This window comes from Streptomyces europaeiscabiei, assembly GCF_001550375.1.
GTDB classification, from domain to species: Bacteria; Actinomycetota; Actinomycetes; order Streptomycetales; family Streptomycetaceae; genus Streptomyces; species Streptomyces europaeiscabiei.
Map to the genome: position 1 here is coordinate 1 of NZ_LRTR01000009.1, position 23,616 is coordinate 23,616.

A 23,616-nucleotide genomic window follows, 5' to 3' on the forward strand; every position below is an offset into this window, starting at 1 on the left:
CGCGCCGACGACCAGCAGGTCGCAGTGGGCGTGGACGGCGTCGTAGCGGGCCGGGTCGGGCTCGGTGGCCAGGCGGCCCTGGCCGGGGAGGCTGCTCGCCACGAGGCCGTCGTACAGCTCGACGGTCGTCGCGGGGAGCATCGGCTCCGGGAAGGGGGCCTCGATCTGGATGACCGCGTTGGGTTCCTCGACGCCGGCCGAGAAGATGCCCCGGGGGCGGCCGAGTTTGATGCTGGTGCCGGTCTGGACGACGCCGCCTGCGAGGAGGGCGGAGGCGAGGGTGTCGCCCTGGTAGCCCTGGTATTCGGTGCCGTCGAAGGTGAAGGTGAGGGGGGTGGCGCGGTCGATTCGACCCCGGGTGAGATGGCGGAAGGGCTGGCCCGCGGCAGAGCCGCTGACGGATGCGGCGCCCCCTCCGCCGCTACCCGTCCCCTCCCTGGGGGCCGCGCCCCCGGAGGATCCCTCTTCGGCCTGAACGGCCTCGTCCTCACGCGCCGGGCGGGCCGGTTGTGCCGGGCTCGGCCGAGAGGTGACCGGACGTGGCGCAGAGCTCGCCGGAGGCGCTGCGGAGGCCCCGCGGGCATGCGAGATCGCCGCACGCCGCAGGTCCTCCGTGGCCGGACGGGGTTCCCCGGCCCGGTAGACCGCCAGGATCTCGTTCGTCGACGTGTCCCGTACCGCGTTGAACCACTTGCGGCAGCCCGCCGCGTGGCTCCAGCGTTCGGCGAACGGACCCTTGGTGTTGTCCCGGAAGAAGAGGTAGCGGGCCCACTCCTCGTCGGTGAGGGCCGACGGGGTCTCGGGGTAGGGCACGTGTGCCTGGCCGCCGTAGTGGAACTCGGCCTCGTCGCGGGGCCCGCACCACGGGCAGGTGATGAGCAGCATGGTTGGGCTCCCTAGTGGGCCACCGCGGCCGCGCCGTGCTCGTCGACGAGCGCGCCGGTGGTGAAACGGTCGAGCGAGAAGGGGGCGTTGAGGGGGTGGGGGGTGTCGTGGGCGATGGTGTGGGCGTAGACCCAGCCGACACCCGGGGTGGCCTTGAAGCCGCCCGTTCCCCAGCCGCAGTTGAGGTAGAGGTTGTCGACCGGGGTGAGGCCGATGATCGGGGAGGCGTCGGGGCTGACATCGACGATGCCGCCCCAGGTGCGCAGGACGTGGGCGCGGGCGAAGACCGGGAAGAGTTCCAGGGCCGCGGACATCTGCTCCTCGATGATGTGGAACGCGCCGCGCTGCGTGTAGGAGTTGTACGCGTCGATGCCCGCGCCCATGACCAGCTCGCCCTTGTGTGCCTGGCTGACGTACACATGGACCGCGTTGGACATGACGACCGTCGGGTGGACCGGCTCCAGCAGCTCGGAGACCAGAGCCTGCAACGGGTGGCTCTGGAGAGGGAGTTCGATGCCGGCCATGGCGGCCAGGACCGAGGTGTGACCCGCCGAGCAGAGTGCGACCTTGCCGGCCGCGATCGGGCCGAGCGTCGTCTGCACGCCGACCACCCGGCCGCCGACCACGTCCAGACCGGTGACCTCGCAGTTCTGGATGATGTCGATGCCCGCGGCGTCCGCCGAGCGGGCCAGGCCCCAGGCCACGTGGTCGTGCTTGGCGATGCCCGCGCGCGGCTGGTAGGTGGCGCCCAGGACCGGGTAGCGCACGTCCGGGGAGATGTTGACGATCGGGCAGACTTCCTTGACCCCGTCGGCGTCGAGCCATTCCGCGTCGACGCCGTTGAGTCGGTTGGCCTCCACCCGCCGCACACTGTCGCGGACGTCCTGCAGGCTGTGCGCCAGGTTCAGCACACCGCGCTGGGAGAAGAGGATCGGGTAGTCGAGCTCCTCGGCCAGGCCCTCCCACAGCTTGAGCGCGTGCTCGTAGATGCCGGCGCTCTCGTCCCACAGGTAGTTGGAGCGGATGATGGTGGTGTTGCGGGCCATGTTGCCGCCCGCCAGCCAGCCCTTCTCCAGCACGGCCACGTTGGTGATGCCGTGGTTCTTCGCGAGGTAGTGGGCGGTGGCGAGGCCGTGTCCGCCGCCGCCGACGACGATCACGTCGTACGAACGCTTCGGCTCCGGCGTGCGCCACAGCCAGTCGGGGTGTTCGGGCAGCTCGGCGCCAGGGGTACTGGGGCTCATCGGACGTCTCCGTCGTGTGAGAGGTGCGGACAGAGCGGGCGGTCGGGGCCCGACGCGTTCATGCAGGCGGTCGCGTCCCTACGGGCGTGCGCGTTCATACGGGGTTCGCGTTCCTCTCGGCGGCCTCGACGACGTTGGCGAGGAGCATCGCCCGCGTCATCGGTCCCACTCCCCCGGGCATCGGCGCGAGCCATCCGGCGACCTGGGCCGCGTCCGGGTGCACATCGCCGACCAGCCCCTGGTCGGTGCGGGTGATACCGACGTCCAGGACGGCCGCGCCGGGGCGCAGCATCTCCTTGGTGATCAGTCCGGGTGAGCCGGCCGCCGCGACGACGATGTCCGCCTCGCGTACGTGCCAGGCCAGGCCCGTGGTTCCGGTGTGGCAGAGGGTGACGGTGGCGTTCTCGGACCTGCGGGTGAGGAGCAGGCCGAGGGGCCGTCCCACGGTGATGCCCCGTCCGATCACGCAGACCCGCGCCCCGGCGAGGGGCACCTCGTACCGGCGGAGCAGTTCGACGATGCCGCGCGGGGTGCACGGCAACGGGGCCGCTTCGCCGAGGACGAGCCGGCCGAGACTGACCGGGTGCAGTCCGTCGGCGTCCTTGGCCGGGTCCATGCGCTCCAGGACGGCGCCCGCGTCCAGGTGGCGCGGGAGCGGCAACTGCACGATGTAGCCGGTGCAGGCCGGATCGGCGTTCAGCTCGTCGATGACGTCCTCGACCTGCCGCTGAGTCGCGTCGGCGGGAAGCTCCCGGCGCAGTGAGGCGATCCCCACCTGAGCGCAGTCCCGATGCTTGCCACCGACGTAGGCCCGACTACCGGGATCGTCACCGACGAGAACGGTGCCGAGCCCGGGCGGAGGCCCACCCGCGGCGGTCAACTTGGCGACACGCTCGGCAAGTTCACGACGAATAACGGCTGCCGTAGCCTTCCCATCAAGCAACTGTGCGCTCACCGACGGCACTCCTTCCAAGAACCCGAGCCACGACGCACCTGCACTCGCTCGACGCCCCACCCTCTTCGAACCCCTCACCCACGAAGACGGGACATGGTCGGGTCGAACAACGGCTCCTCGGCCACCACGGCCTCGACGCGCCGGTCGAAGTACCCGATGTGCAACGCGGTCCCGGGCACCGCGAGCTCCACCGGCAGCCACGCGTAGGCGATCCCCTTGCCGATCGTGTAGCCGTACGCCGCGCTCGTGACGTAGCCGACGCCCCGGTCGCCGTCGTACACCGGCTCCTTGCCCATGACGACCGCCTGCGGGTCGTCGATGGTGAGACACGTCAGCTTCCGCCGCACGTCGGCCTTGCGGCGCTCCAGCGCGGCCTTGCCGATGAAGTCGTCCTTGTCGAGCTTGACGGCGAAGCCCACGCCGGCCTCGTACGGATCGTGCTCGTACGTCATGTCGGTGCCGAAGGAGCGGTAGCCCTTCTCCAGGCGGAGGCTGTTGAAGGCGCCGCGGCCGGCGATGACGCCGCCGAGCGGCCGGGCGGCGGCCCAGAGCGTGTCCCACAGCTTCTGCCCCAGGTCGGCCGTGGTGTACAGCTCCCAGCCGAGTTCACCGACGTACGACAGCCGCATGGCCGTGACGGGGACGGAGCCGATGTGGGCGCGCTTGGCGCGGAAGTACTTCAGGCCGTCGCCCGAGAAGTCCTCGTCCGTCAGCGGCTGGAGGACCTTGCGGGCCAGCGGGCCCCACAGGCCGATGCAGCAGGTGCCGGGGGTGATGTCGCGGACCTGGACCGTGCCGTCGGCGGGGAGGTGCCGGGTGAACCAGTCGAGGTCGAGGTTGCCGTTGGCGCCGACCTGGAAGACGTCGCGGGCGAGGCGGGCGACCGTGATGTCACTGCGGATGCCGCCGTCGTGGTCCAGCAGCAGCGTGTACGTCACCGAGCCGACGGACTTGGCGACCTTGCTCGTGACCAGCCGCTCCAGGAAGTCCGCGGCGCCGGGGCCGGTGACCTCCAGGCGCTTGAGGGCCGTCATGTCGTACATCGCGACGGTCTCGCGGGTGGCCTGGGCCTCGGCGCCGACGATGGGCGACCAGTACTGCGCGGCCCAGTCGTTCGGGGTGGGGATGTTGCGGCCCTCGACCAGTGCGGCGTTCGCCTCGTACCACTGCGGGCGCTCCCAGCCGTTCGCCTCCAGGAAGACGGCGCCGTGCTCCTGCTGGCGGGCGTGGAAGGGGCTGGTGCGGATCGGGCGGGGCTTCCCGGAGGGCTGGAGGGGGTGGAGGATGTCGTAGACCTCGACGAAGTTCTGGCAGTCGCGGGCCAGGACGTATTCCGGGGAGAGCTGGTGCGGCTCGAAGCGGTTGACGTCGCACTCGTGCAGGTCGAAGGAGGAGCAGTAGCCGTCGACCAGCCATTCGGCGACGGCCCGGCCCACGCCCGCCGAGTGCGTGACCCAGACGGCCTCCGCGACCCAGAAGCCCTTGACGTCCGGGGATTCGCCGAGGAGCGGGTAGCCGTCGGTGGTGAAGGAGAACAGGCCGTTGATGCCCTCCTCGACCTTGGCCTCCGCCGTCGCGGGCAGCAGGGACTGCGTCTCGGTCCAGGCGTCGGCGAAGTCCTCCTCGGTGAACTTCATGACCGACGGCATCTCGTCGGCCTCGTCCACGGACAGGATGTCGTCGGCGGAGATGGGCATCGGGCGGTGGCCGTAGTAGCCGATGCCGATGGCGTCGAAGCGGTCGCGGTAGTAGAGGTCGGCGTCCTGGTGGCGCAGGATCGGCCGCACCGCCTCCTCCCTCTGGCCGGCCAGCGCCGGTACCGGGCCGGTCCAGGCGAGCTGGTGGGCGAGCGGGGTGAGCGGAAGGTTCATGCCGACCATGCGGGCGATCTTCGGGCCCCAGATGCCGGCGCAGCACACGACGATGTCGGCTTCCAGATCGCCCTGGTCGGTGCGGACGCCGGTCACTTCGCCGTCGGCCCGGAGTACGTCCAGGACTTCATGGCGGGCGAGGAAGGTCACGCCGCGCTCGGTGGCCCGGCGGATCTGCGCCTCGACGGCGAGAACGGCCTTGGCGAGGCCGTCCGTCGGTACCAGGAGGCCGCCGAGGACCCTGTCGCGGTTCACCAGCGGGTGCTGCTCGACGCACTCGTCTGCGCTCAGCAGACGGGCCTCGATGCCCCAGGCGGTGATCCAGCCGTGACGGCGGTGCAGTTCGGTCAGGCGCTCGGGGGTCGTGGCCACTTCGAGGCCGCCGACCTGTAGGAAGCAGGGCTCGCCGTCGACGTCGAGGGAGCAGAACTTCTCGACGGTGTAGCGCGCCAGCTCGGTCATGGTCTTGGACGGGTTGGTCTGGAAGACCAGGCCCGGGGCGTGTGACGAGGAGCCCCCGGTGGCGGGGAGCGGGCCCTGGTCGACCACGGTCACTTCGGTCCAGCCGCGCGCGGAGATCTCGTCCGCGAGGGCCGCGCCAACGACTCCCGCTCCGATGATGACCACTCGGGGTCCCGCCATCGCCGCACCTCCGATGGAAAACTAGTCCAGCCGGTTCAGTTGCTGTCTGCGCAACATGGTTCAGGTTGCGCAACTCAATGTGCCTGTCTCGGGGAGGGGGTGTCAAGAGGTCCGTGACCCGAGGAGAACGCCACCGAACACGACACCGGACCGGGTCCTCGAAACGGCCCGGAACACGGCGATGCCCGGTGGGCGGCGCACATCCGTGCACGCCGCCCACCGGGCATGTTCAACCGGTTCCCGCCCCGGGTTACTTGATCCAGGCCTCGACCTTGTCGCGGTTGGCGTCGACCCACTTCTCGGCCGCCGCCTCGGGCGTCATCTTGTCCACGGCGATGTACTTGGCGACGGTGTTCTGGTCGTCGTTGGTCCAGGTGAAGTTCTTGACCAGGTCATAGGCCGGACTGCCGGACCCGGCGAACTTCGTGCTGACGATCTTGTCGAGCTCGTAGACGGGGTAGTCGCAGGCGACCTTCTCCGCGTCGGCGTCACAGCCCGTCTTGTACTCCGGCAGCTTGACCTTGACCAGGGGCACCTCGGCCATGAACCACTGGGGCTCGTAGAAGTAGCCGATCACCCATTCCTTGTTCTTCTCGGCCTTGCGGAAGGCCTGGATGAGCGCGGTCTCGCTGCCCGCGTACACCACCTTGAAGTCCAGCTTCAGGTTCTTGACGAGGGCCTCGTCGTTGGTGACGAACGACGGGTCGCCGTCGAGGAGCTGGCCCTTGCCGCCCGACTCCGAGGTCTTGAACTTGTCGGCGTACTTGTCGAGGTTGTTCCAGTCGGTGATGTCGGGGTGTTCCTTCGCCAGCCACGGCGGCACGTACCAGCCGATCAGGCCTTTGTTTCCGGTCGCGCCTGCCTCGACGGCGGTCTTCTGGTCGGTGATGTACTTCTTCTTCAGATCGTCGTGGCCCCAGTTCTCGATGACGGCGTCGACCTCGCCCGTCCCGAAGCCCTGCCAGGCGATCTCCTCCTTCAGGTCCTTCTTGGTGACCTTGCAGCCGAGGTCGTGCTCCGCGACGTACGCGACGACCGCCGCGTTCGCCTCGTAGCCGACCCACGGGTTGACGGCGAGGTTGAAGGTGCCGCACTTGCCGGAGTCTCCCGAGCTGTCGGAGCCCGAGGAACTCTCACCGACCTTCGCACCGCCGCAGGCGGTGAGGGCGAGGCCGAGAACGGCCAGTCCGGCCACGCCGGCTCTCCACTGTCGTATCCGTGTTGCCATGGTCAGTGCTCCTTATGCGCTTACGCGCCGCGCCGCGGCCTGAGTGATCCGGTCGAACATGACTCCGAGAAGGACGATCGCGAGCCCTGCCGCGAGTCCCTTCCCGTACAGCTGCCCCTGGGAGAATCCGGCCACGACGTCGTAGCCGAGAGCGCCCGCTCCCACCAGGCCGCCCACCACGACCATCGACAGTACATAGATCAGGCCCTGGTTGGTGGCGAGCGTCAGCGCACTGCGCGACATGGGCAGTTGAACCTTGGTGATGATCTGCCAGGTGTTGCACCCGGCAGAGGTGGCCGCCTCGACGGTGGCCGCGGGCACGGCCCGCACCCCGTCCGCGATGATCTTGATGGCGACCGGGGCGGCGTAGACGATCGCGGCGACGATGGCCGTGAAGCGGGTCGCGCCGAACAGCGCGAGGAACGGCACGAGATAGACGAACGGCGGCATGACCTGCGCCGCGTCCAGGGTGGGCCGCAGTATCCGGTCCACGAGCGCGCTGCGCCCCATCCACACGCCGAAGGCCATGCCGAGCACCATCACCAGCACCGTCGCGACGAGGGTCGACGCCAGCGTGGTCATGCTGTCCGACCACAGGCCCGTGCCGAGCAGCAGGCCCACGCACACGGCCGTGGTGACGCCGGCGCGCCAGCCTCCGAGCACCGTGCCGAGCCCGATGAGCACCGCTGCGACGAGCCACCACGGGGAGTCGGTGAGGAGCGACTGGAACGGGTTGAGGAGGCCGTTGGTGATGGCGTCGCGGAAGGCGTTGGTGAGGCCGGAGAGGCTGTCCTGCACCCAGGTGGTCGTGGTGTCCGCCGCGCTCGCGACGGAGGAGCCGACGCCGCCCTCGCCGGGGAACTCGGCGGCCCACACGTAGGTGTGCGACATGTAGACGAGGACGGCCGTGACCACGCCGCCGACGGCCAGCAGCGGCCGCCGCCAGGCGGCGAACCGGCCGTCCGAGCGCCGGGCCGCCTCCTGGCGCACGCTGGCGGCGGTGGTGACCCGGTCGAGGACGATCGCCATGACGACGATGGCGAGTCCCGCGTTGAAGGCCGTGCCCACGTCGAGCGACTGCAGGGCCTGCAGGACGGTCTTGCCGAGGCCGGGCGCGTCGATCAGGGCGGCGATGGTCACCATGGCCAGGGCGGCCATGATCGACTGGTTGACGCCCATCACCACGGTCCGCTTGGACATCGGCAGCAGAACCTTCAGCAGCGCCTGCCAGCGTGTCGCGCCCAGCGAGTCGGCCGCCTCGACGGTGGTCTCCGGCACCGACCGGATGGCGTGCGCGGTGATGCGGATCGCGGGCGGCGCCGCGTAGATCACGGTGGCGATCGTGGCGGAGGCGCCGCCGATGAGGAAGAACAGGGTCAGCGGGGCCAGATAGACGAAGGTCGGCATCGTCTGCATGAAGTCCAGGAAGGGCGTCACGACCCGGTTGAACCGCTCGGACAGCCCCGCCCACACGCCCAGCGGGATCGCGAACAGCAGCGCCACGAACACCGCGGAGACGGTGAGCGCCAGCGTGTCCATGCTCTCCTGCCACAGACCCTGCAGCCCGAAGAAGGTGAAGCCGGCCACGGCGAGCAGCGCCACCCGCCAGTTGCCCACGGCCCAGGAGACGTAGCCCGTGATCCCGACGACGCCGAGCCAGCCGATCTGCGGGAGGGGACGGTCCGCGGAGGGCTGGGAGATCAGTTCCTGGATGAAGGTCACCAGGGTGTCGATGACCAGACGGATCTCGTTGAAGAAGTACAGGAAGAGCGGGTTGGAGTTCCGGTTGGCGCCGATGGAGTCGTTGAGATCGTTGATCCACCGGTGCAGGTCCGTGAGGTCGGCCGCGGCCAGGGTGAGGGTCTGCTTGCCGCGCAGCACGGCGAAGAGCACCAGCCAGGCGATCAGGATCGCGGCCACGACCGTGCCGCGCCCGACCTGGCGCACGCGGGCGGCGGGGGTGGCGTCCGGGGGCGCGGAGTCCGTCTTGCGGGGCTGTTCCGGCTTCTGCGGTTGTTCGGGCTTCTCCACGGCGACGGTCATCACATGCCGCCTTCCTGCCCGGCGACCACCGCGAGGATCTCCTCGTCGCCGACGATGCCGATCAGTTCACCGTTCTCGACGACCTTGACCGGCTTGTCGGCCGCCAGGACCGCCCGGGTGGCCTCCCGCACCACGACGTCCGGGCCCAGCTCGGGGCCGTCCAGGGCGTCTCCGTCGTTCAGCGGGCGCATGATCCACCGCAGGGTGAGGACGTCGGCGCGCGGGACGTCCTTGACGAACTCGCGTACGTAGTCGTCGGCCGGGGCCCCGACCAGCTCGTCGCCGGTGCCGCACTGGACCATCTTGCCGTCGCGCATGATGAGGATGCGGTCGCCGAGCTTGAGGGCCTCGGAGAGGTCGTGGGTGATGAACACCATCGTCTTGCCGACCTCGTGGTGCAGCCGGATGACCTCGTTCTGCATGTCGCGGCGGATGAGCGGGTCGAGTGCCGAGAAGGGTTCGTCGAAGAAGAGGACGTCCGGGTCGCCGGCCAGGGCACGGGCGAGGCCGACGCGCTGCTGCATACCGCCGGAGAGCTGGTCGGGGTAGGAGTTCTCGTAGCCGGAGAGACCGACGAGTTCGACGACCTCCAGGGCCCGTCTGGTGCGCTCGGCCCTGCTCATGCCGCGGATCTCCAGGCCGAACGACACGTTGTCGACGACACGGCGGTGGGGCAGCAGCCCGAAGTGCTGGAAGACCATGGAGAACTTGCGGCGCCTGAGGTCGCGCAGGCGTTTGGGGTCCGCCTCGCGGATGTCCTCGCCCTCGAAGACGATCTCCCCGGCGGTGGGTTCGATCAGCCGGGTCAGACATCGCACCAGCGTGGACTTGCCGGAGCCGGACAGACCCATGACGACGAAGACCTCGCCCTTACGGACGTCGAAGTTCACATCGCGCACCGCGGCGGTGCATCCCGTACGGTCCATCAGTTCTCGGCGGGTGAGACCGCATAGTTCCTCGGACTCCGGCACCCGGTCGGCCTTCGGCCCGAACACCTTCCACAGCCGGCGCACGGATATGACCGGAGTACCGTCCGAGTCCTCGGGGGTGCTGCGCCGCTGCGGCGCCTCGGTCTGTGTTGGGGTCACGATCGACCTCTTCTCGGCATTCAGCCGCGGAACCAGTGTTGCGGCCGGGGTTGGATGTTCTGCCAGATGTGTTTGGGCTCTCGGTACTCGTTCAGACCGGTCGGTCCCAGCTCCCGGCCCACGCCCGAATGCCCGAAGCCACCCCATTCCGCCTGCGGCACATAGGGGTGGTAGTCGTTGATCCACACCGTGCCGTGGCGCAGCCGCCGGGCGACCCGCTGGGCCTTGCCCGCGTCCTGCGTCCAGACGGCTCCGGCGAGTCCGTACTCGGTGTCGTTGGCGATGCGTACGGCGTCGTCCTCGTCGGTGAAGCGCTCCACGGTGAGCACGGGCCCGAAGGACTCCTCGTGCACCACACGCATGTCCTGCCGGCATTCGTCGAGGACGGTCGGCGGGTAGTAGTAGCCGTCCGCGAGGGCCGGGTCGTCGGGCCGTGCGCCGCCGCAGCGGAGCACGGCGCCCTCGGCGAGGCCCCCCGCGACGTACGCCTCGACCTTCTCCCGGTGCTGGGCGGAGATCAGCGCCCCGGTCTCGGCCTCGGGGTCGAAGGGGCCGCCGAGCCGGATCTGCCGTGCGCGGCGGACCACCTCGTCGACGAGGGCGTCGTGGATCGAGTCCTCGACGATCAGGCGGGCACCGGCCGAGCAGACCTGGCCCGAGTGCAGGAACACGGCGGTGAGGGCGAAGTCCACGGCCGTCTCGAAGTCGGCGTCGGCGAAGATCACGTTGGGGTTCTTGCCGCCGAGTTCCAGCGCCACCTTCTTCACGGTCGCCGCGGCGGTAGCCATGATCCGTTTGCCGGTCTCCAGTCCCCCGGTGAAGGAGACCATGTCGACACGCGGGTCCTCGGAGAGGGGGGCGCCCACCTCGGGTCCGGTGCCCAGGACGAGGTTGGCGGCGCCGGCCGGGAGTCCGGCCTCCTCCAGTGCCCTCATCAACAGGATCGAGGTGGAGGGGGTGAGTTCACTGGGCTTGAGGACGATCGTGTTGCCGGCGAGGAGGGCCGGGGCGACCTTCCAGCTGGCCTGCAGCAGCGGGTAGTTCCAGGGAGTGATGAGCCCGCAGACACCGATGGGCTCGTAGATCACCCGGCTGACGGCGTCGTCGCGTCCGGTGTCGATGACGCGGCCTGCGTCGGTTCCGCCGAGGCCGCCGTAGTACCGGAAGCAGGAGACGACGTCGGCGATGTCGTACTCGCTCTCCACGAGCCGCTTGCCGCTGTCCAGGGATTCGGCGCGGGCGAACTCCTTGGCGTCGCGCTCGACGATGTCGGCGGTGCGCAGCAGCAACGCTCCGCGCTCCCGCTCGGGGGTCTGCGGCCAGGGGCCCTCGTCGAAGGCGCCGCGGGCCGCGGCGATCGCCGCCTCGGTGTCGGGACGTGTCCCTTCCGAGACGGTCGCGGTGAGCGTGCCATCAGCGGGACAGCGGATCTCCCGGCGCCCTCCGGCCACCGGATCCCGCCATTCCCCAGCCACATAAAGATCTGCCACGCGCCAAGCCCTTCAGCTGAAATGCGTTGCGCATCGTGCATTCAATTGCTTGTGGTGGAACACCTTTGCGAATGCCGTAGACATACGTCAAGGGGTTGGCGGATGACGATTTCACCATGAGGGCACTTACCCGACCACTCTTGACCGCGAGCGGCGCCGAGCCGACCATGTTGCGTATCGCTCACCATGTTGTGCAATACGCACCGACGGAGGCCATCATGTCCCCTCGACCTCAACCTGGCCGTGAGTTCGTCCTCACCCTCTCCTGTCCTGACAGCGCCGGACTGGTCCACGCGGTGAGCGGCTTCCTCGTCAGGAACTCGGGCAACATCCTGGAGAGCCAGCAGTTCGACGACCGTCGCCAGGGCCGATTCTTCATGAGGGTCCACTTCGACGTCTCCGACCCGGACGCGAACCTGAAAACTCTGCGTTACCGCTTCGGTCCCGTGGCCGAGGCGTACGGCATCACCTGGGTCCTGAGCGAGGCGTCGACCCCGACCCGGACGCTCATCATGGTGTCCAGGTTCGGTCACTGCCTGAACGACCTGCTCTTCCGCTCGCGCACCGGCACCCTCAACATCGAGATCCCCGCGATCGTCTCCAACCACCGGGACTTCGAGGGGCTGGCGGACACCTACGGCATTCCCTTCCACCACATCCCGGTCACCAGGGACACCAAGGCCGAGGGCGAGGCACGTCTGCTGGAGCTGGTCCGCGACCTGGACATCGACCTGGTGGTGCTGGCCCGCTACATGCAGATCCTCTCCGACGACCTGTGCAAGCAGTTCGAGGGCCGCGCCATCAACATCCACCACTCCTTCCTCCCCAGCTTCAAGGGCGCGAAGCCGTACGACCAGGCCTACGACCGCGGGGTGAAGCTCGTCGGCGCCACCGCGCACTACGTGACCTCGGACCTGGACGAGGGGCAGATCATCGAGCAGGACGTGGTCAGGGTCGACCACTCGCTGGACCCCGGCGACCTGGTCACCGTCGGCCGGGACGTCGAGGCGCAGGTCCTCGCCCACGCGGTGAAGTGGCACAGCGAGAGCCGCGTCATGGTGGACGGCAACCGCACGGTGGTCTTCCGCTGAGCGATACGGCAGGACTGCGGGCGGAGCCGGACTTCCGGCTCCGCCCCTTTGTCGCTCCGTCGCTCCGGGCCCGTCGGTCTTCGTATACGGCCTCGGGGCGCCTTCAGTCGCCGAGGCGCTCCAGCAGCGCGCGGCGCCACGCCTCCGTCTCGGCGATCTGGTTGAACGTGAACAGGTGCAGCCCGGCCACCCCTGACGCGGGCGCGGTGAGCGCCTCCCCGGTGCGCGTCAGCAGTCTCTCCGGCGCATAGCCCCCGGGCGTCGCGAACCGCAGGAACCACGAGGGGTGCTTCGTCAGGAAGCGCGTCGACTCGCCCACACCGATCTTCGTCGCCATGGACAGCAGCTTCGCCCGCTGTACGGGGCCGGCGACACCGACGTGCACGGGCAGAGCGATGCCCCGGCGCCGTATCCGGGCGATCCACTCCCCGAGCACGCGCGGGTCGAAGCACAGGTTGCTCACGATGTACGTGGCGTGCTCACGCTTGTCCCACATCGCCTGGACGGTGACGTCGTCGTGGATGAGCGGATGGCTCTCGGGGTAGCCGGTGACACCGACGCGCGCGAAGGGCGCCCCCAGCTCACTCAGGGCGCGGAGCACCGGCAGTGCCCCGTCGTAGGCCCCGGCCGGCGGGTCGGCGTCGCCCGCCGGGACGAAGACGTCGTCCACACCCGCCTCACGGAGCCGGTCGACGACGTCCTTGAGGTGCGCGTCGTCCCGCAGCAGCCGCGCGGGCACGTGCGGGACGACGCGGTGGCCGTGCGCCGCAAGCCGGGCGGTCAGGTCGAGGGTGGGTTCCAGGCCCTTGACCGGCGACGCCGTCACGGTGACGACGACGTCGCGCGGAACATGGGCGAGGACCTTGTCCTCGGTCGCCTTCGCGGGCAGCACCTCGTAGCGGACGCCGTTCAGCAGCGCCCGGAGTCCTGCGGCGCTCAACCCCTACCCCGCCTGCTGCTGGGCGTCACGGTGGCGGTAGTACGCGGCCTTGGACGGCGCGAGCGGCTCCTTGCCGAGGATCAGGTCGGCGGCCTTCTCCGCGATCATCATCACCGGTGCGTAGATGTTGCCGTTGGTGACGTACGGCATCACCGACGCGTCCACCACACGCAGCCCCTCGACGCCGTGCACCCGCAGACTGTCCGGGTCGACGACGGCCATCTCGTCGGTGGAGGGGCCCATCTTGCAGGTGCAGGACGGGTGCAGGGCGGTCTCGCCCTCCTTCGCGACCCAGGCGAGGATCTCCTCGTCCGACTCCACCTTCGGGCCGGGCGAGACCTCCCCGTCGTTGTACGGGGCGAGCGCGGGCTGGCTGAGGAGCTTGCGGGCCACGCGGATCGCCTCGACCCACTCGCGGCGGTCCTGCTCGGTGGAGAGGTAGTTGAACCGCAGCGCGGGGTGTTCACGCGGGTCCTTGCTCTTGATCTTCACCGAGCCGATGGCGTCGGAGTACATCGGTCCCACGTGCACCTGGTAGCCGTGGCCGCCGGCCGGCGAGGAGCCGTCGTAGCGGACGGCGATCGGCAGGAAGTGGAACATCAGGTTGGGGTACTCGACGTCCTCGTTGCTGCGGGCGAACCCGCCGGCCTCGAAGTGGTTGGTGGCGGCCGGGCCCTTGCGGAAGAGCCACTGCAGCCCGATGAAGGGCGCGCGCCACTTCGCCATGTACGGCTGCATGGAGACCGGCTGCTTGCAGGCGTACTGGACGTAGACCTCCAGGTGGTCCTGCATGTTCTCGCCGACACCCGGGAGGTCGTGGACGACGTCGATACCGAGGGCGCTCAACTCCTCGGCGTTGCCGACGCCGGAGAGCTGCAGCAGCTGCGGGGAGTTGATCGCGCCGCCGCTGAGAATCACTTCCCCGGCGCGGACCTGCTGGGGGGCGCCACGCCCGCGCCGGTACTCGACACCGACGGCGCGCTTGCCCTCGAAGAGGACACGGGTGACGAGGGCCCGGGTCTTCACGGTGAGGTTGGGCCGCTTGGTGGCGGGCTTGAGGTACGCCTTCGAGGCCGAGAGCCGACGTCCGCGGTGGACGTTGCGGTCGAACTTGGCGAAGCCTTCCTGCCGGTAGCCGTTGACGTCGTCCGTGGGTGCGTAGCCCGCCTCCTCGGTGGCCTTGAGGAAGGCGCCGAAGAGGGGGTTGGTCGCGGGGCCCCGTTCGAGGACGAGGGGGCCGTCGTGGCCGCGGAACTCGTCGTCCGGGTCGGCCGCGAGACAGTTCTCCATGCGCCGGAAGTACGGCAGACAGTGCGCGTAGTCCCAGTTCTGCATCCCCGCGTCGGCCGCCCAGCGTTCGTAGTCCATGGGGTTGCCGCGCTGGAAGATCATGCCGTTGATGCTGCTGGAACCGCCCAGCACCTTGCCGCGGGCGTGGTACACGCGCCGGTTGCCCATGTGTGGCTCGGGCTCGGACTCGTACTTCCAGTCGTAGAACCGGCTGCCGATCGGATAGGTCAGCGCCGCGGGCATCTGGATGAAGACATCCCACGGGTAGTCGGACCGGCCGGCCTCCAGCACCAGCACCCGGTTCGCCGGGTCCGCGGAGAGTCTGTTCGCCAATGCACAGCCGGCTGATCCGCCGCCGACGATGACGAAGTCGTATTGCAAGGGAGCCATGGTGCCTCGTCTCGCTCGCGCCGTAGATACGCGAGCATGCTAGTCGAGTAGCGCTATACGCACTAGGTTGCGAACGACGCAACTTGCAAGGTCAGTGTTTCGCCGTCGTTACTTGCAATGGTGTTGTTTACTACGCGTATAGTTTCACTGTGAGCAACTACAGCAACGACACGGAGACCTCGAACTCGCAGGCCGGCGGAGTGCAGTCCGTGGACCGCGCCATCAGCGTGATGGAGATCCTGGCCCACCGGGGCGAGGCGGGCGTCAGCGAAGTGGCCGCGGAAATCGAAGTTCACAAGTCCACCGCCTTCCGCCTTCTCGGCGCCCTGGAGGCGCGCGGCCTGGTGGAGCAGGCGGGCGAGCGGGGCAAGTACCGCCTCGGCTTCGGCATCGTACGCCTGGCCGGCGCGGTGACGGGACGCATCGACATCACCCAGCAGGGCCGCCCCGTCTGCGAGACCCTGGCCGAGGAGATCGGCGAGACCGTCAACATCGCCGTGCTGCAGGAGCACTACGCGGTCAACCTCTACCAGGTGCGCGGTCCCGGAGCGGTCACCGCGCACAACTGGGTCGGCCAGCTCACCCCGTTGCACGCGACGTCGAGCGGCAAGGTCCTGCTGGCCCATCTCCCCGCCAAGCAGCGCGCCGCGCTGCTCGCCGAGGCCGGCCTCAAGAAGGTCACACCGCACACCATCACCTCGAAGACGAAGCTGGAGAAGCACCTCGTCGAGGTACGGGAGGCCGGTTACGCCTGGACCCAGGAGGAGCTGGAGATCGGCCTGCACGCCATGGCCGCGCCGGTGCTCGACCGGGAGGGCGAGGTCATCGCGGCGCTCACCGCCTCCGGCCCCTCGTACCGGTTCACCGAGGAACGGATGCGCGAGCTGGCCCCCGTGCTGATCAAGGGCGCCGAGGAGATCAGCCACCGCATGGGCCACCTGGGCTGACCTGCCCCGCTACCGGGAGCCACCGCCCAGGCGCTCGGTCACCCAGTCGTGGAAGGCGCCTATGTGGTGCTCGCTGGGCACCAGTACACCGCCCTTGGCATACAGCCGTGAGTGCATTCCGGGCTGTGTCCGCTCGCACGCCTCGAAGTCCTGCCGGTTGACCCGGTCGAAGAGTTCCACGGACCGGCTGACGTCCTTGCCGCTCTCGACGACGTGCGGGAGGTAGAGCCAGTCGCACTCGACGATCGTGCGGTCGACGGCCACCGGGTACATCCGGTGGAAGATCACATGGTCGGGGACGAGGTTGATGAAGACCTGCGGCCTGACGGTGATCGCGTAGTAGCGGCGGTCCTGGTCCTCGGCGACGCCGGGTATGCGGTCCAGCCCCTCGGAGCCGTCCACCGTGAAGCCCTGGACCTCCTCACCGAACTCGGCGCCGTGCCCGACGTAGTACTGGGCCGCGTAGCCGTCCGCGAACTCGGGCAGCACCTCGGTGAGTTCGGGGTGGATGGTGGCGCAGTGGTAGCACTCCATGAAGTTCTCGATGATGAGCTTCCAGTTGGCCTTGACGTCGTAGACGATCCGCTTGCCCACCGAGAGGTTGTCGATGTCGTAGCGCTCGATCGACTCGACGTCGCCGAGCCGCTCGACGACCGCGCCCAGCACGTCCTCCTCGAAGGAGGGCGGGTTCTCCGCGAGACAGACCCAGACGTAGCCGAGCCATTCGCGCACGGCCACGCTCACCAGGCCGTACTCGGTGCGGCCGACGTCGGGCATCTTGGTGAGGTTGGGTGCCGCGACGAGCTTGCCGTCCAGGCCGTAGGTCCAGGCGTGGTACGGGCATTGGAAGGCCCGCTTGACCTCGCCGCTCTCCTCCGTGCAGAGCTTGGCCCCGCGGTGCCGGCAGACGTTGAAGTGTGCGCGGATCGAGTTGTCCCGGGCGCGGGTGATCAGGATGCTCTCGCGGCCCACGTCGACGGTGCGGAAAGCACCGGGCTTCGCCAGGTCCGAGGAGCGGGCGGCGCAGAACCACATCGTCTCGAAGATGCGTTCCTGTTCCAGGGCGAAGATCGCGGGATCGGTGTAGGAGGAGCCGGGGAGGGTGGCGATCAGGCTGTCCGGCAGGCTGGTCGAGGTCACAGGGCACTCCTCCGAGGAACGTCGTGGATCGGGCGGTCACGCGCCGGGAAGAGCGAATCCGGACGGCGGTGGGGGTGAAGCGACGCTGCGTGCCGTGGCGGCCGCAGCGTGGGGTGGAGCGCGTGCCGGGTCAGGAGGCCACGGCGGCGAGCTGCTTGCGCCAACGGGTGAACAGCCGTGGCTGGTTCATCCCGAGGACGGCGACCGGATGGCCGGCGCGCCGGTAGACCGCCAGGACGTTGCGGTCGTCGGGTGCGCCTTCCTCGACCGTCACGCTGTCGGCGCCGGCCGCGTGACCGGCGAACTGGATCTTGACGCCGTACTGGTCCGACCAGAAGTACGGCGGCCGGGGCACACCCGGTTCCACCGCTCCCCCGGCCAGCAGGGTGGCGACGGCCGCCGCCGGGCGTTCCTGTGCGCCGGTCCAGTGTTCGACGCGGCGATGGTGGCCCGCGCGGGGGTCGTACCAGGAGGCGCAGTCGCCGACCGCGACCACGCCGGCCAGGCTGGTGCGGCCGTCCGCGCCGCACTGCACGCCGTTGTCGAGCGTGACGCCGGATCCTTCCAGCCAGTCGACGCACGGGGATGCGCCCACCCCCACGACGACGAGGTCGGCGGGGATGCTGCGGCCGTCCTCCAGCAGGACGGCCTCGACCTTGCGCTCCCCGCTCAGACCCTTGACGCCGACTCCGCACAACAGCCGTACGCCGTGGTCCAGATGGAGGGCGGAGACGATGCTGCCCATGGCCTGGCCGAGCGGGGCGGCGAGGGGCGTGGGTGCCGCTTCGACGACCGTCACCTCCAGCCCGAGCGCATGGGCGGTGGAGGCCACCTCGGCGCCGACGAATCCGCCGCCGATCACGACCAGCCGTCCGCCCCGGGCCAGTTCGTCCCGCAGGGCGCGGGCGTCGTCCAGGGTGCGCAGGACGTGGACGCCGGCCAGGCCCTCGGAACCGGGCAGCCGGCGTGCGGCCGCGCCGGTTGCGATGACGAAGCCGTCGGCCTGGATCTCCCTGCCGTCGGCGAGCCGGACCGCACGCCGGGTGCGGTCCAGGCCGGTGGCGCGGGCTCCGAGCAGCCACTCGGCCCGCAGGTCCTCGCCGTCCGTCTCCAGGGCGAGGTCGGCCTCGCCGAGGTCTCCGGCCAGGAACTCCTTGGACAGCGGGGGCCTGTCGTACGGACGGTGGGACTCGTCGCCGATGACGACCAGCCGTCCGTCGTAGCCCTGTTTCCGCAGCGAGCGCGCCGCCGACAGACCGGCCAACGAGGCGCCCACGACGGCCACGGTCCTCACGCGGGACCTCCGGCGAGCCGGGCCGCGACGCAGGGCGGCAGGTTGGGGGCGTCCGTGGACACCCGGACGTGGATCATGCCGTCCTCGATGACGACCTCGTGGGTCCGGACCGGAAGCTTGGCCGGCGGGGAGTCGACGGCGCCCGTCCTCAGGTCGAACTTCGAAGCATGCAGCGGGCATTCCACCTCGCAGCCCTCCAGCCAGCCGTCGGCGAGCGAGGCGTCCTGGTGGGTGCAGGTGTCGTCGATGGCGAACACCTCACCGTCGTCGGTGTGGAACACCGAGACCGGCGGGTCGATGTCGAGCCGGATGGCCTCGCCTCGCGGGAGATCTGCGAGACGGCACGCGGGAATCATCATGACACCTCGGGTGCGTATAGCGAAACGGATTGCGGTAAGCGCAACAACAGTTTGAGGTCGCCCAGAACCCTTGTCAAGGCGTCGAAGGGCCCGCTTCGGGCGGCTCCGCCGGCCGTCGTCGGGGCAGCCCGAAACGCCCGCACCACCTGCGAAAACAGGGAGTACGGGCGCCGTGCGGAGGTTGTCGCGGGGCGGTCAGAAGCCGCGGTCGATCCACTCCTGGAGATGCGGGGCCTCCGCGCCGACGGTGGTCGCGTCACCATGTCCGGTGTGCACGACGGTGTCGCCGGGCAGCGTCAGCAGCCGGTCGCGGATCGAGTCGACGATGGTCGGGAAGTCGCTGTACGACCTTCCCGTCGCTCCAGGCCCGCCCGCGAACAGGGTGTCGCCGCTGAAGAGTGCCGTCAGGCCCGGCGCGTACAGACAGACCGCCCCGGGAGCGTGGCCGGGAGTGTGCAGCACGGTCAGGTCGACACCCGCCACGGTGAGGACCTGGCCGTCGGTGAGTTCGCCGTCGGGTGCCCGGTCGGGATGGGTCTGCTTCCACAGCGGCAGGTCGTCGGCGTGGAGGAGGATCGGCGCCCCGGTGCGCGCCGCGAGTTCGGGCGCCGCGTCGATGTGGTCGTTGTGGGCGTGCGTGCACACGATGGCCCGCAACGTGCGCCCGCCGAGGGCTTCGGCGATCGCCCCGGCGTCGTGCGCGGCGTCGATGACGACGGCCTCCTCGTCGTCGCCGACGATCCAGACGTTGTTGTCGACGTCCCAGGTGCCGCCGTCCAGTGAGAACGTCCCCGAGGTGACGAGATGTTCGATGCGGGCGGCCATCAGAGGACCACGACCGAGCGCAGGACGTCGCCGCCGTGCATCCGCTCGAAGGCCTTCTCCACGTCGTCCAGCGCGATGGTCTCCGTGACGAAGGCGTCCAGGTCCAGCCGGCCCTGGAGGTACAGGTCGATGAGCATCGGGAAGTCGCGGGAGGGCAGGCAGTCGCCGTACCAGGAGGACTTCAGCGTGCCACCGCGGCCGAAGACGTCGAGGAGGGGCAGCTCCAGCTTCATCTCCGGGGTGGGGACGCCGACCAGGACGACCGTGCCGGCCAGGTCGCGGGCGTAGAAGGCCTGCTTGTACGTCTCCGGGCGGCCCACCGCCTCGATGACGACGTCGGCACCGAAGCCACCGGTCAGCTCGCGGATCGCCTCGACCGCGTCGACGTTCTTCGAGTTGACGGTGTGGGTCGCGCCCAGCTTCCTGGCGGTGTCCAGCTTGGCGTCGTCGATGTCCACCGCGATGATCTTCGCCGCGCCCGCCAGGTTCGATCCGACGACCGCCGCGGCCCCGACGCCGCCACAGCCGATGACGGCCACGCTGTCACCACGCCCGACGTTGCCGGTGTTGATGGCCGCGCCGATGCCGGCCATCACGCCGCACCCCAGCAGACCGGCGGTGGCCGCGGAGGCGGCCCGGTCGACCTTCGTGCACTGCCCCGCCGCCACCAGCGTCTTCTCCGCGAACGCGCCGATACCCAGTGCCGGGGACAGCTCGGTGCCGTCCAGCAGGGTCATCTTCTGCTTCGCGTTGTGGGTGCTGAAGCAGTACCACGGGCGTCCGCGCAGACAGGCCCGGCACTGCCCGCAGACCGCACGCCAGTTGAGGATGACGAAGTCACCGGGGGCCACATCGGTGACCCCCTCCCCCACCGACTCCACGACGCCGGCCGCCTCGTGGCCCAGGAGGAAGGGGAACTCGTCGTTGATACCGCCCTCCCGGTAGTGCAGATCGGTGTGGCAGACCCCGCAGGCCTCGACCTTCACCAGGGCCTCCCCCGGGCCGGGGTCGGGCACGATGATCGTTTCCAGGCTGACGGGGGCACCCTTGCCCCGCGCGACGACAGCACGGACCTGGTGAGCCATGGCCACTCCTCGGCAGTAACGAGACCTGAGTCTGCAGTTGCTTAATACGGTACGCATCGCACCTACCGCAACACAGCATCGTGGAGTGCCGACCGGGGGTCAAGAAGTTCCACCGTCGTCGGCCCTGCTGGAGGTCTACGCGTTCTGCTCCTCGCCGGGGAGAGCCTGCTCGGCCCAGATGGTCTTGCCCGTGCGGGTGTGGCGGCTGCCCCAGCGCTGGGTGAGCTGGGCGACGAGCAGGAGGCCACGGCCGCCCTCGTCGAAGGCACGGGCCCGGCGCATGTGCGGAGCGGTGCTGCTGGAGTCCGAGACCTCGCAGATCAGTGTGGTCTCACGGATCAGCCGCAGCTGGATCGGGGACCCGCCGTAGCGGATGGCGTTGGTGACCAGCTCACTGACGATGAGTTCCGTGACGAAGGAGGCCTCCTCCAGCCGCCAGGCGGCCAGTTGATCGCAGGCCAGCTTGCGGGCGTGGCCGACGAACGCGGGGTCGGCGGGAACGTCCCAGGTGGCGACCCGGTCGGCGTCCAGTGCCCGGGTCCGGGCCAGGAGCAGGGCCACGTCGTCGACGGGCCGCTCCGTCAGCAGGTTCCGCAGCACCGCGTCACAGGTCTCCTCCAGGGGACGGCCCGTGCCGCACAGAGCCTGGCGCAGCCGTGCGAGTCCGTCGTCCAGGTCGCGGTCCGGCGCCTGGACCAGGCCGTCGGTGTAGAAGGCGAACACGCTGCCCTCGGGGACGTCGAACTCCGCGGTTTCGAAGGGCAGCCCGCCCACACCCAGCGGCGGCCCGATCGGCAGGTCGAGGAAGGCGGCCTCGCCGTCCGGGCCGATCAGCGCCGGTGGCGGGTGACCGGCCCTGGCCATGGAGCAGCGGCGCGAGACCGGGTCGTATACGGCGTACAGGCAGGTGGCGCCGATCTCGCCCGGGCTCTCCGCGTCCTCGGCCTCGTCCGCCGTCCGCTCGGAGTCCAGGCGCAGGACGATGTCGTCCAGCTGGGTGAGCAGCTCGTCCGGCGCCAGGTCCACGTCGGCCAGGGTGCGGACGGCGGTGCGGAGCCGGCCCATGGTGGCGGACGCCTGCACGCCGTGGCCGACGACATCGCCCACGACGAGCCCCACTCTGGCTCCGGACAGGGGGATGACGTCGAACCAGTCGCCGCCGATCCCGGCGCGTGTGCTGGCCGGCTGGTAGCGGGAGGCGACCTCGACGGCGGCCTGCCGGGGTGCGCGGTGGGGAAGGAGACTGCGTTGCAGTTCGAGGGCGATGGCGCGTTCGCGGGTGTAGCGGCGGGCGTTGTCGACGCAGACCGCGGCGCGGGCGGCGAGTTCCTCGGCCAGCAGCAGATCGTCCTCGCCGAAGGGCTCGGCCGTGCGGTGGCGGGAGAGGATCGACAGGCCGAGGGTGATGCCTCGGGCGCGCAGGGGCACGGCCATCATCGAGTGGATGCCGTGGACCTCGATACTGCGGGCACGCTCCGGTGAGCCCGCCCAGGGCTGCCCGGTGGCCTCGTCGACCTCGTACAGCAGGGCCCGGCCGGTGGTCAGCGCGCGGCCCGGCGGCGACCCCTCGACGTAGGTATGCCTGCTCCCGACCGGGATCACGGCTTCGGGGCAGCCCTCCAGCACGGACCGCTGGGCGGTGCGGCGAAAGACGAGGGGATCGGTGCCGGGAGAGGGCGTGGCCTCCTCACCGGCCAGCACCGAGTCCAGGAGGTCCACGACGACGAAGTCGGCGAGATGATCCGCGCACACCTCGGCGAGTTCCTCGGCGGTGCGCGTCACGTCCAGGGTGGAGCCGATCCGGTTGCCGGACTCGTTGAGCATGCTCAGACGCCGGCGGGCCAGGAACTGCTCCGTGCTGTCGATCGCGGCCAGGCACATGCCCCGCACCTCGCCGCCGCCGTCCCTCAGCGGGCTGAGCGACACCAGCCACGCGTGCTCACGGGCCTCGCCCGGTGCGCGCAGCCATGCCTCGTACGGCATCGGCTCACCCGTTCGCAGTACGCGCTGCACCGCGTCGTCGAGTCCCTCGAAGCCCGGGATCCGTCGCATTCCGTCGACCGACTCCCCCACCCGTCGACCGAGCAGATCCTTCTGCGGCCTGCCCATCACCCCTTCCATCGCGGAGTTCGCGGACACCGCGAGTCCGTCATGGTCGAAGAGCGCGATCGGAACGGGTAGCTGGTCCAGGGCCCATCTCCGCAGGCGGGCGGCGGGCTCCGGCACCGTGGCCGTCAGGAACCACTGGGCTTGCCCCGCCGAGTCCAGGAGCGGGTGCGCCTCCAGCTCCAGTTCCACACCGTGACCGTCCCGATGCCGCGCGTGTACGGGGCCCTGCCAGTCGGCCGGCTCGGCGAGACGGCTCCGGGCCGAGGCCGGAAGGACGTCGGCCAGCAGGTCGGCCGCCCGGCGGCCGACCACCTCCCCGTGCTCGTACCCGAGGACCCTTCGGGCGCCCGCACTCCATGCGATGACCAACCCCCTGGCGTCGACCGCGGCCGAGGCGACACCTTGCTCGCCCATCGTTCCCTCTCTCCGTACGACCGGAGCCGTCGTCCATGGGCTCACAGATCGACTGCAGGCACTGCTTTCAGGGTTCATTGTGCTCCGGGCATGCCACGCATGGCGCGCGACCGACCGAAACGCCCGACCCCCTACCCTGCCACGCCACATGCCTCACAGGCGCCCGGTTCCGCGAGCGCCTGTGAGGCGGGAGTGGCAGGAGTGACGGGAGTCGCGAGGGGAGGAGGGACGGGCAGGTGCGCCCACGGGGCCGTGTCGGTCGAGGCGCTGGGCGGCGGGGCCGGGC

The 23,616-nt window shown here is 70.0% G+C and carries 18 protein-coding genes; 2 read left to right on the top strand and 16 right to left on the bottom strand.

Annotated elements, in window-relative coordinates; all coding sequences use genetic code 11:
- The 8 genes from AWZ10_RS00210 to AWZ10_RS00245 all read right to left on the bottom strand — a co-directional run.
- On the bottom strand, positions 1 to 885 hold an 885-nt coding region (locus AWZ10_RS00210; protein WP_159058186.1), incomplete at its 3' end, for a sarcosine oxidase subunit delta.
- Between the two features lie 11 nt (positions 886 to 896).
- Entirely contained in the window at positions 897 to 2,129 is a 1,233-nt protein-coding gene (locus AWZ10_RS00215) for a sarcosine oxidase subunit beta family protein (protein ID WP_060890134.1), read from the bottom strand.
- A gap of 94 nt (positions 2,130 to 2,223) precedes the next feature.
- Positions 2,224 to 3,084 (bottom strand): bifunctional methylenetetrahydrofolate dehydrogenase/methenyltetrahydrofolate cyclohydrolase, encoded by an 861-nt coding sequence (locus AWZ10_RS00220; protein WP_046706650.1) that lies wholly within the window; start codon positions 3,082 to 3,084, stop codon positions 2,224 to 2,226.
- A gap of 74 nt (positions 3,085 to 3,158) precedes the next feature.
- Entirely contained in the window at positions 3,159 to 5,597 is a 2,439-nt protein-coding gene (locus AWZ10_RS00225) for a GcvT family protein (protein ID WP_046706651.1), read from the bottom strand.
- 250 nt (positions 5,598 to 5,847) lie between these two features.
- A complete protein-coding gene (locus AWZ10_RS00230) occupies positions 5,848 to 6,825 on the bottom strand; it encodes an ABC transporter substrate-binding protein (protein WP_046706652.1) in 978 nt (325 codons plus the stop codon).
- Between the two features lie 12 nt (positions 6,826 to 6,837).
- A complete protein-coding gene (locus AWZ10_RS00235; RefSeq protein WP_046706653.1) occupies positions 6,838 to 8,868 on the bottom strand; it encodes an ABC transporter permease in 2,031 nt (676 codons plus the stop codon).
- Positions 8,868 to 9,956 (bottom strand): quaternary amine ABC transporter ATP-binding protein, encoded by a 1,089-nt coding sequence (locus tag AWZ10_RS00240; RefSeq protein WP_046706654.1) that lies wholly within the window; start codon positions 9,954 to 9,956, stop codon positions 8,868 to 8,870. Before AWZ10_RS00240 ends, AWZ10_RS00235 begins: the two co-directional genes overlap by 1 nt.
- 20 nt (positions 9,957 to 9,976) lie before the next feature.
- Positions 9,977 to 11,446 (bottom strand): aldehyde dehydrogenase family protein, encoded by a 1,470-nt coding sequence (locus AWZ10_RS00245; protein WP_060890135.1) that lies wholly within the window; start codon positions 11,444 to 11,446, stop codon positions 9,977 to 9,979.
- A 218-nt stretch (positions 11,447 to 11,664) separates the two neighbouring features.
- Here AWZ10_RS00245 and purU point away from each other — a divergent pair, with 218 nt between their 5' ends.
- Positions 11,665 to 12,537: a formyltetrahydrofolate deformylase gene (purU, locus tag AWZ10_RS00250; RefSeq protein ID WP_037698147.1), complete on the top strand. Its 873-nt coding sequence runs from the start codon at positions 11,665 to 11,667 to the stop codon at positions 12,535 to 12,537.
- 103 nt (positions 12,538 to 12,640) lie between these two features.
- Here purU and AWZ10_RS00255 read toward each other — a convergent pair whose 3' ends face one another.
- Positions 12,641 to 13,477, bottom strand: a complete 837-nt coding sequence (locus AWZ10_RS00255; RefSeq protein ID WP_060890136.1) for a methylenetetrahydrofolate reductase — start codon at positions 13,475 to 13,477, stop codon at positions 12,641 to 12,643.
- Positions 13,478 to 13,480: 3 nt separating this feature from the next.
- The gene (betA, locus tag AWZ10_RS00260) at positions 13,481 to 15,157 is read right to left on the bottom strand and encodes a choline dehydrogenase (protein WP_046706657.1); all 1,677 of its coding nucleotides are present in this window, start codon (positions 15,155 to 15,157) and stop codon (positions 13,481 to 13,483) included.
- 200 nt (positions 15,158 to 15,357) lie between these two features.
- Between betA and AWZ10_RS00265 the strand changes: the two genes are divergently transcribed.
- Entirely contained in the window at positions 15,358 to 16,104 is a 747-nt protein-coding gene (locus AWZ10_RS00265) for an IclR family transcriptional regulator (protein WP_060890139.1), read from the top strand.
- A gap of 9 nt (positions 16,105 to 16,113) precedes the next feature.
- On the opposite strand, the gene AWZ10_RS00270 is transcribed toward AWZ10_RS00265, so the two are convergent.
- The 6 genes from AWZ10_RS00270 to AWZ10_RS00295 form a co-directional block, all read right to left on the bottom strand.
- Positions 16,114 to 17,244 carry an aromatic ring-hydroxylating oxygenase subunit alpha gene (locus AWZ10_RS00270; protein ID WP_046706658.1) on the bottom strand — a complete coding sequence of 377 codons (1,131 nt, stop codon included), beginning with the start codon at positions 17,242 to 17,244 and terminating at the stop codon, positions 16,114 to 16,116.
- 130 nt (positions 17,245 to 17,374) lie between these two features.
- Positions 17,375 to 18,538: an NAD(P)/FAD-dependent oxidoreductase gene (locus AWZ10_RS00275; protein WP_060890137.1), complete on the bottom strand. Its 1,164-nt coding sequence runs from the start codon at positions 18,536 to 18,538 to the stop codon at positions 17,375 to 17,377.
- The gene (locus AWZ10_RS00280; protein ID WP_037698159.1) at positions 18,535 to 18,897 is read right to left on the bottom strand and encodes a bifunctional 3-phenylpropionate/cinnamic acid dioxygenase ferredoxin subunit; all 363 of its coding nucleotides are present in this window, start codon (positions 18,895 to 18,897) and stop codon (positions 18,535 to 18,537) included. Before AWZ10_RS00280 ends, AWZ10_RS00275 begins: the two co-directional genes overlap by 4 nt.
- 195 nt (positions 18,898 to 19,092) lie before the next feature.
- A complete protein-coding gene (locus AWZ10_RS00285) occupies positions 19,093 to 19,722 on the bottom strand; it encodes an MBL fold metallo-hydrolase (RefSeq protein WP_046706660.1) in 630 nt (209 codons plus the stop codon).
- A complete protein-coding gene (locus AWZ10_RS00290; protein ID WP_046706661.1) occupies positions 19,722 to 20,807 on the bottom strand; it encodes an S-(hydroxymethyl)mycothiol dehydrogenase in 1,086 nt (361 codons plus the stop codon). Before AWZ10_RS00290 ends, AWZ10_RS00285 begins: the two co-directional genes overlap by 1 nt.
- A gap of 135 nt (positions 20,808 to 20,942) precedes the next feature.
- On the bottom strand, positions 20,943 to 23,330 hold the full coding sequence (locus AWZ10_RS00295) for a SpoIIE family protein phosphatase (protein ID WP_060890138.1): 2,388 nt from the start codon (positions 23,328 to 23,330) through the stop codon (positions 20,943 to 20,945).
- Positions 23,331 to 23,616: the final 286 nt, after the last annotated feature.

What these genes read in the sequence shown, in the direction of transcription:
- AWZ10_RS00215 (WP_060890134.1), bottom strand. Translation starts at nt 2,129, where the DNA reads ATGAGCCCCAGTACCCCTGGCGCCGAGCTGCCCGAACACCCCGACTGG.
- AWZ10_RS00225 (WP_046706651.1), bottom strand. Translation starts at nt 5,597, where the DNA reads ATGGCGGGACCCCGAGTGGTCATCATCGGAGCGGGAGTCGTTGGCGCG.
- AWZ10_RS00230 (WP_046706652.1), bottom strand. Translation starts at nt 6,825, where the DNA reads ATGGCAACACGGATACGACAGTGGAGAGCCGGCGTGGCCGGACTGGCC.
- AWZ10_RS00235 (WP_046706653.1), bottom strand. Translation starts at nt 8,868, where the DNA reads ATGACCGTCGCCGTGGAGAAGCCCGAACAACCGCAGAAGCCGGAACAG.
- purU (WP_037698147.1), top strand. Translation starts at nt 11,665, where the DNA reads ATGTCCCCTCGACCTCAACCTGGCCGTGAGTTCGTCCTCACCCTCTCC.
- betA (WP_046706657.1), bottom strand. Translation starts at nt 15,157, where the DNA reads ATGGCTCCCTTGCAATACGACTTCGTCATCGTCGGCGGCGGATCAGCC.
- AWZ10_RS00280 (WP_037698159.1), bottom strand. Translation starts at nt 18,897, where the DNA reads ATGATGATTCCCGCGTGCCGTCTCGCAGATCTCCCGCGAGGCGAGGCC.
- AWZ10_RS00285 (WP_046706660.1), bottom strand. Translation starts at nt 19,722, where the DNA reads ATGGCCGCCCGCATCGAACATCTCGTCACCTCGGGGACGTTCTCACTG.
- AWZ10_RS00290 (WP_046706661.1), bottom strand. Translation starts at nt 20,807, where the DNA reads ATGGCTCACCAGGTCCGTGCTGTCGTCGCGCGGGGCAAGGGTGCCCCC.
- AWZ10_RS00295 (WP_060890138.1), bottom strand. Translation starts at nt 23,330, where the DNA reads ATGGGCGAGCAAGGTGTCGCCTCGGCCGCGGTCGACGCCAGGGGGTTG.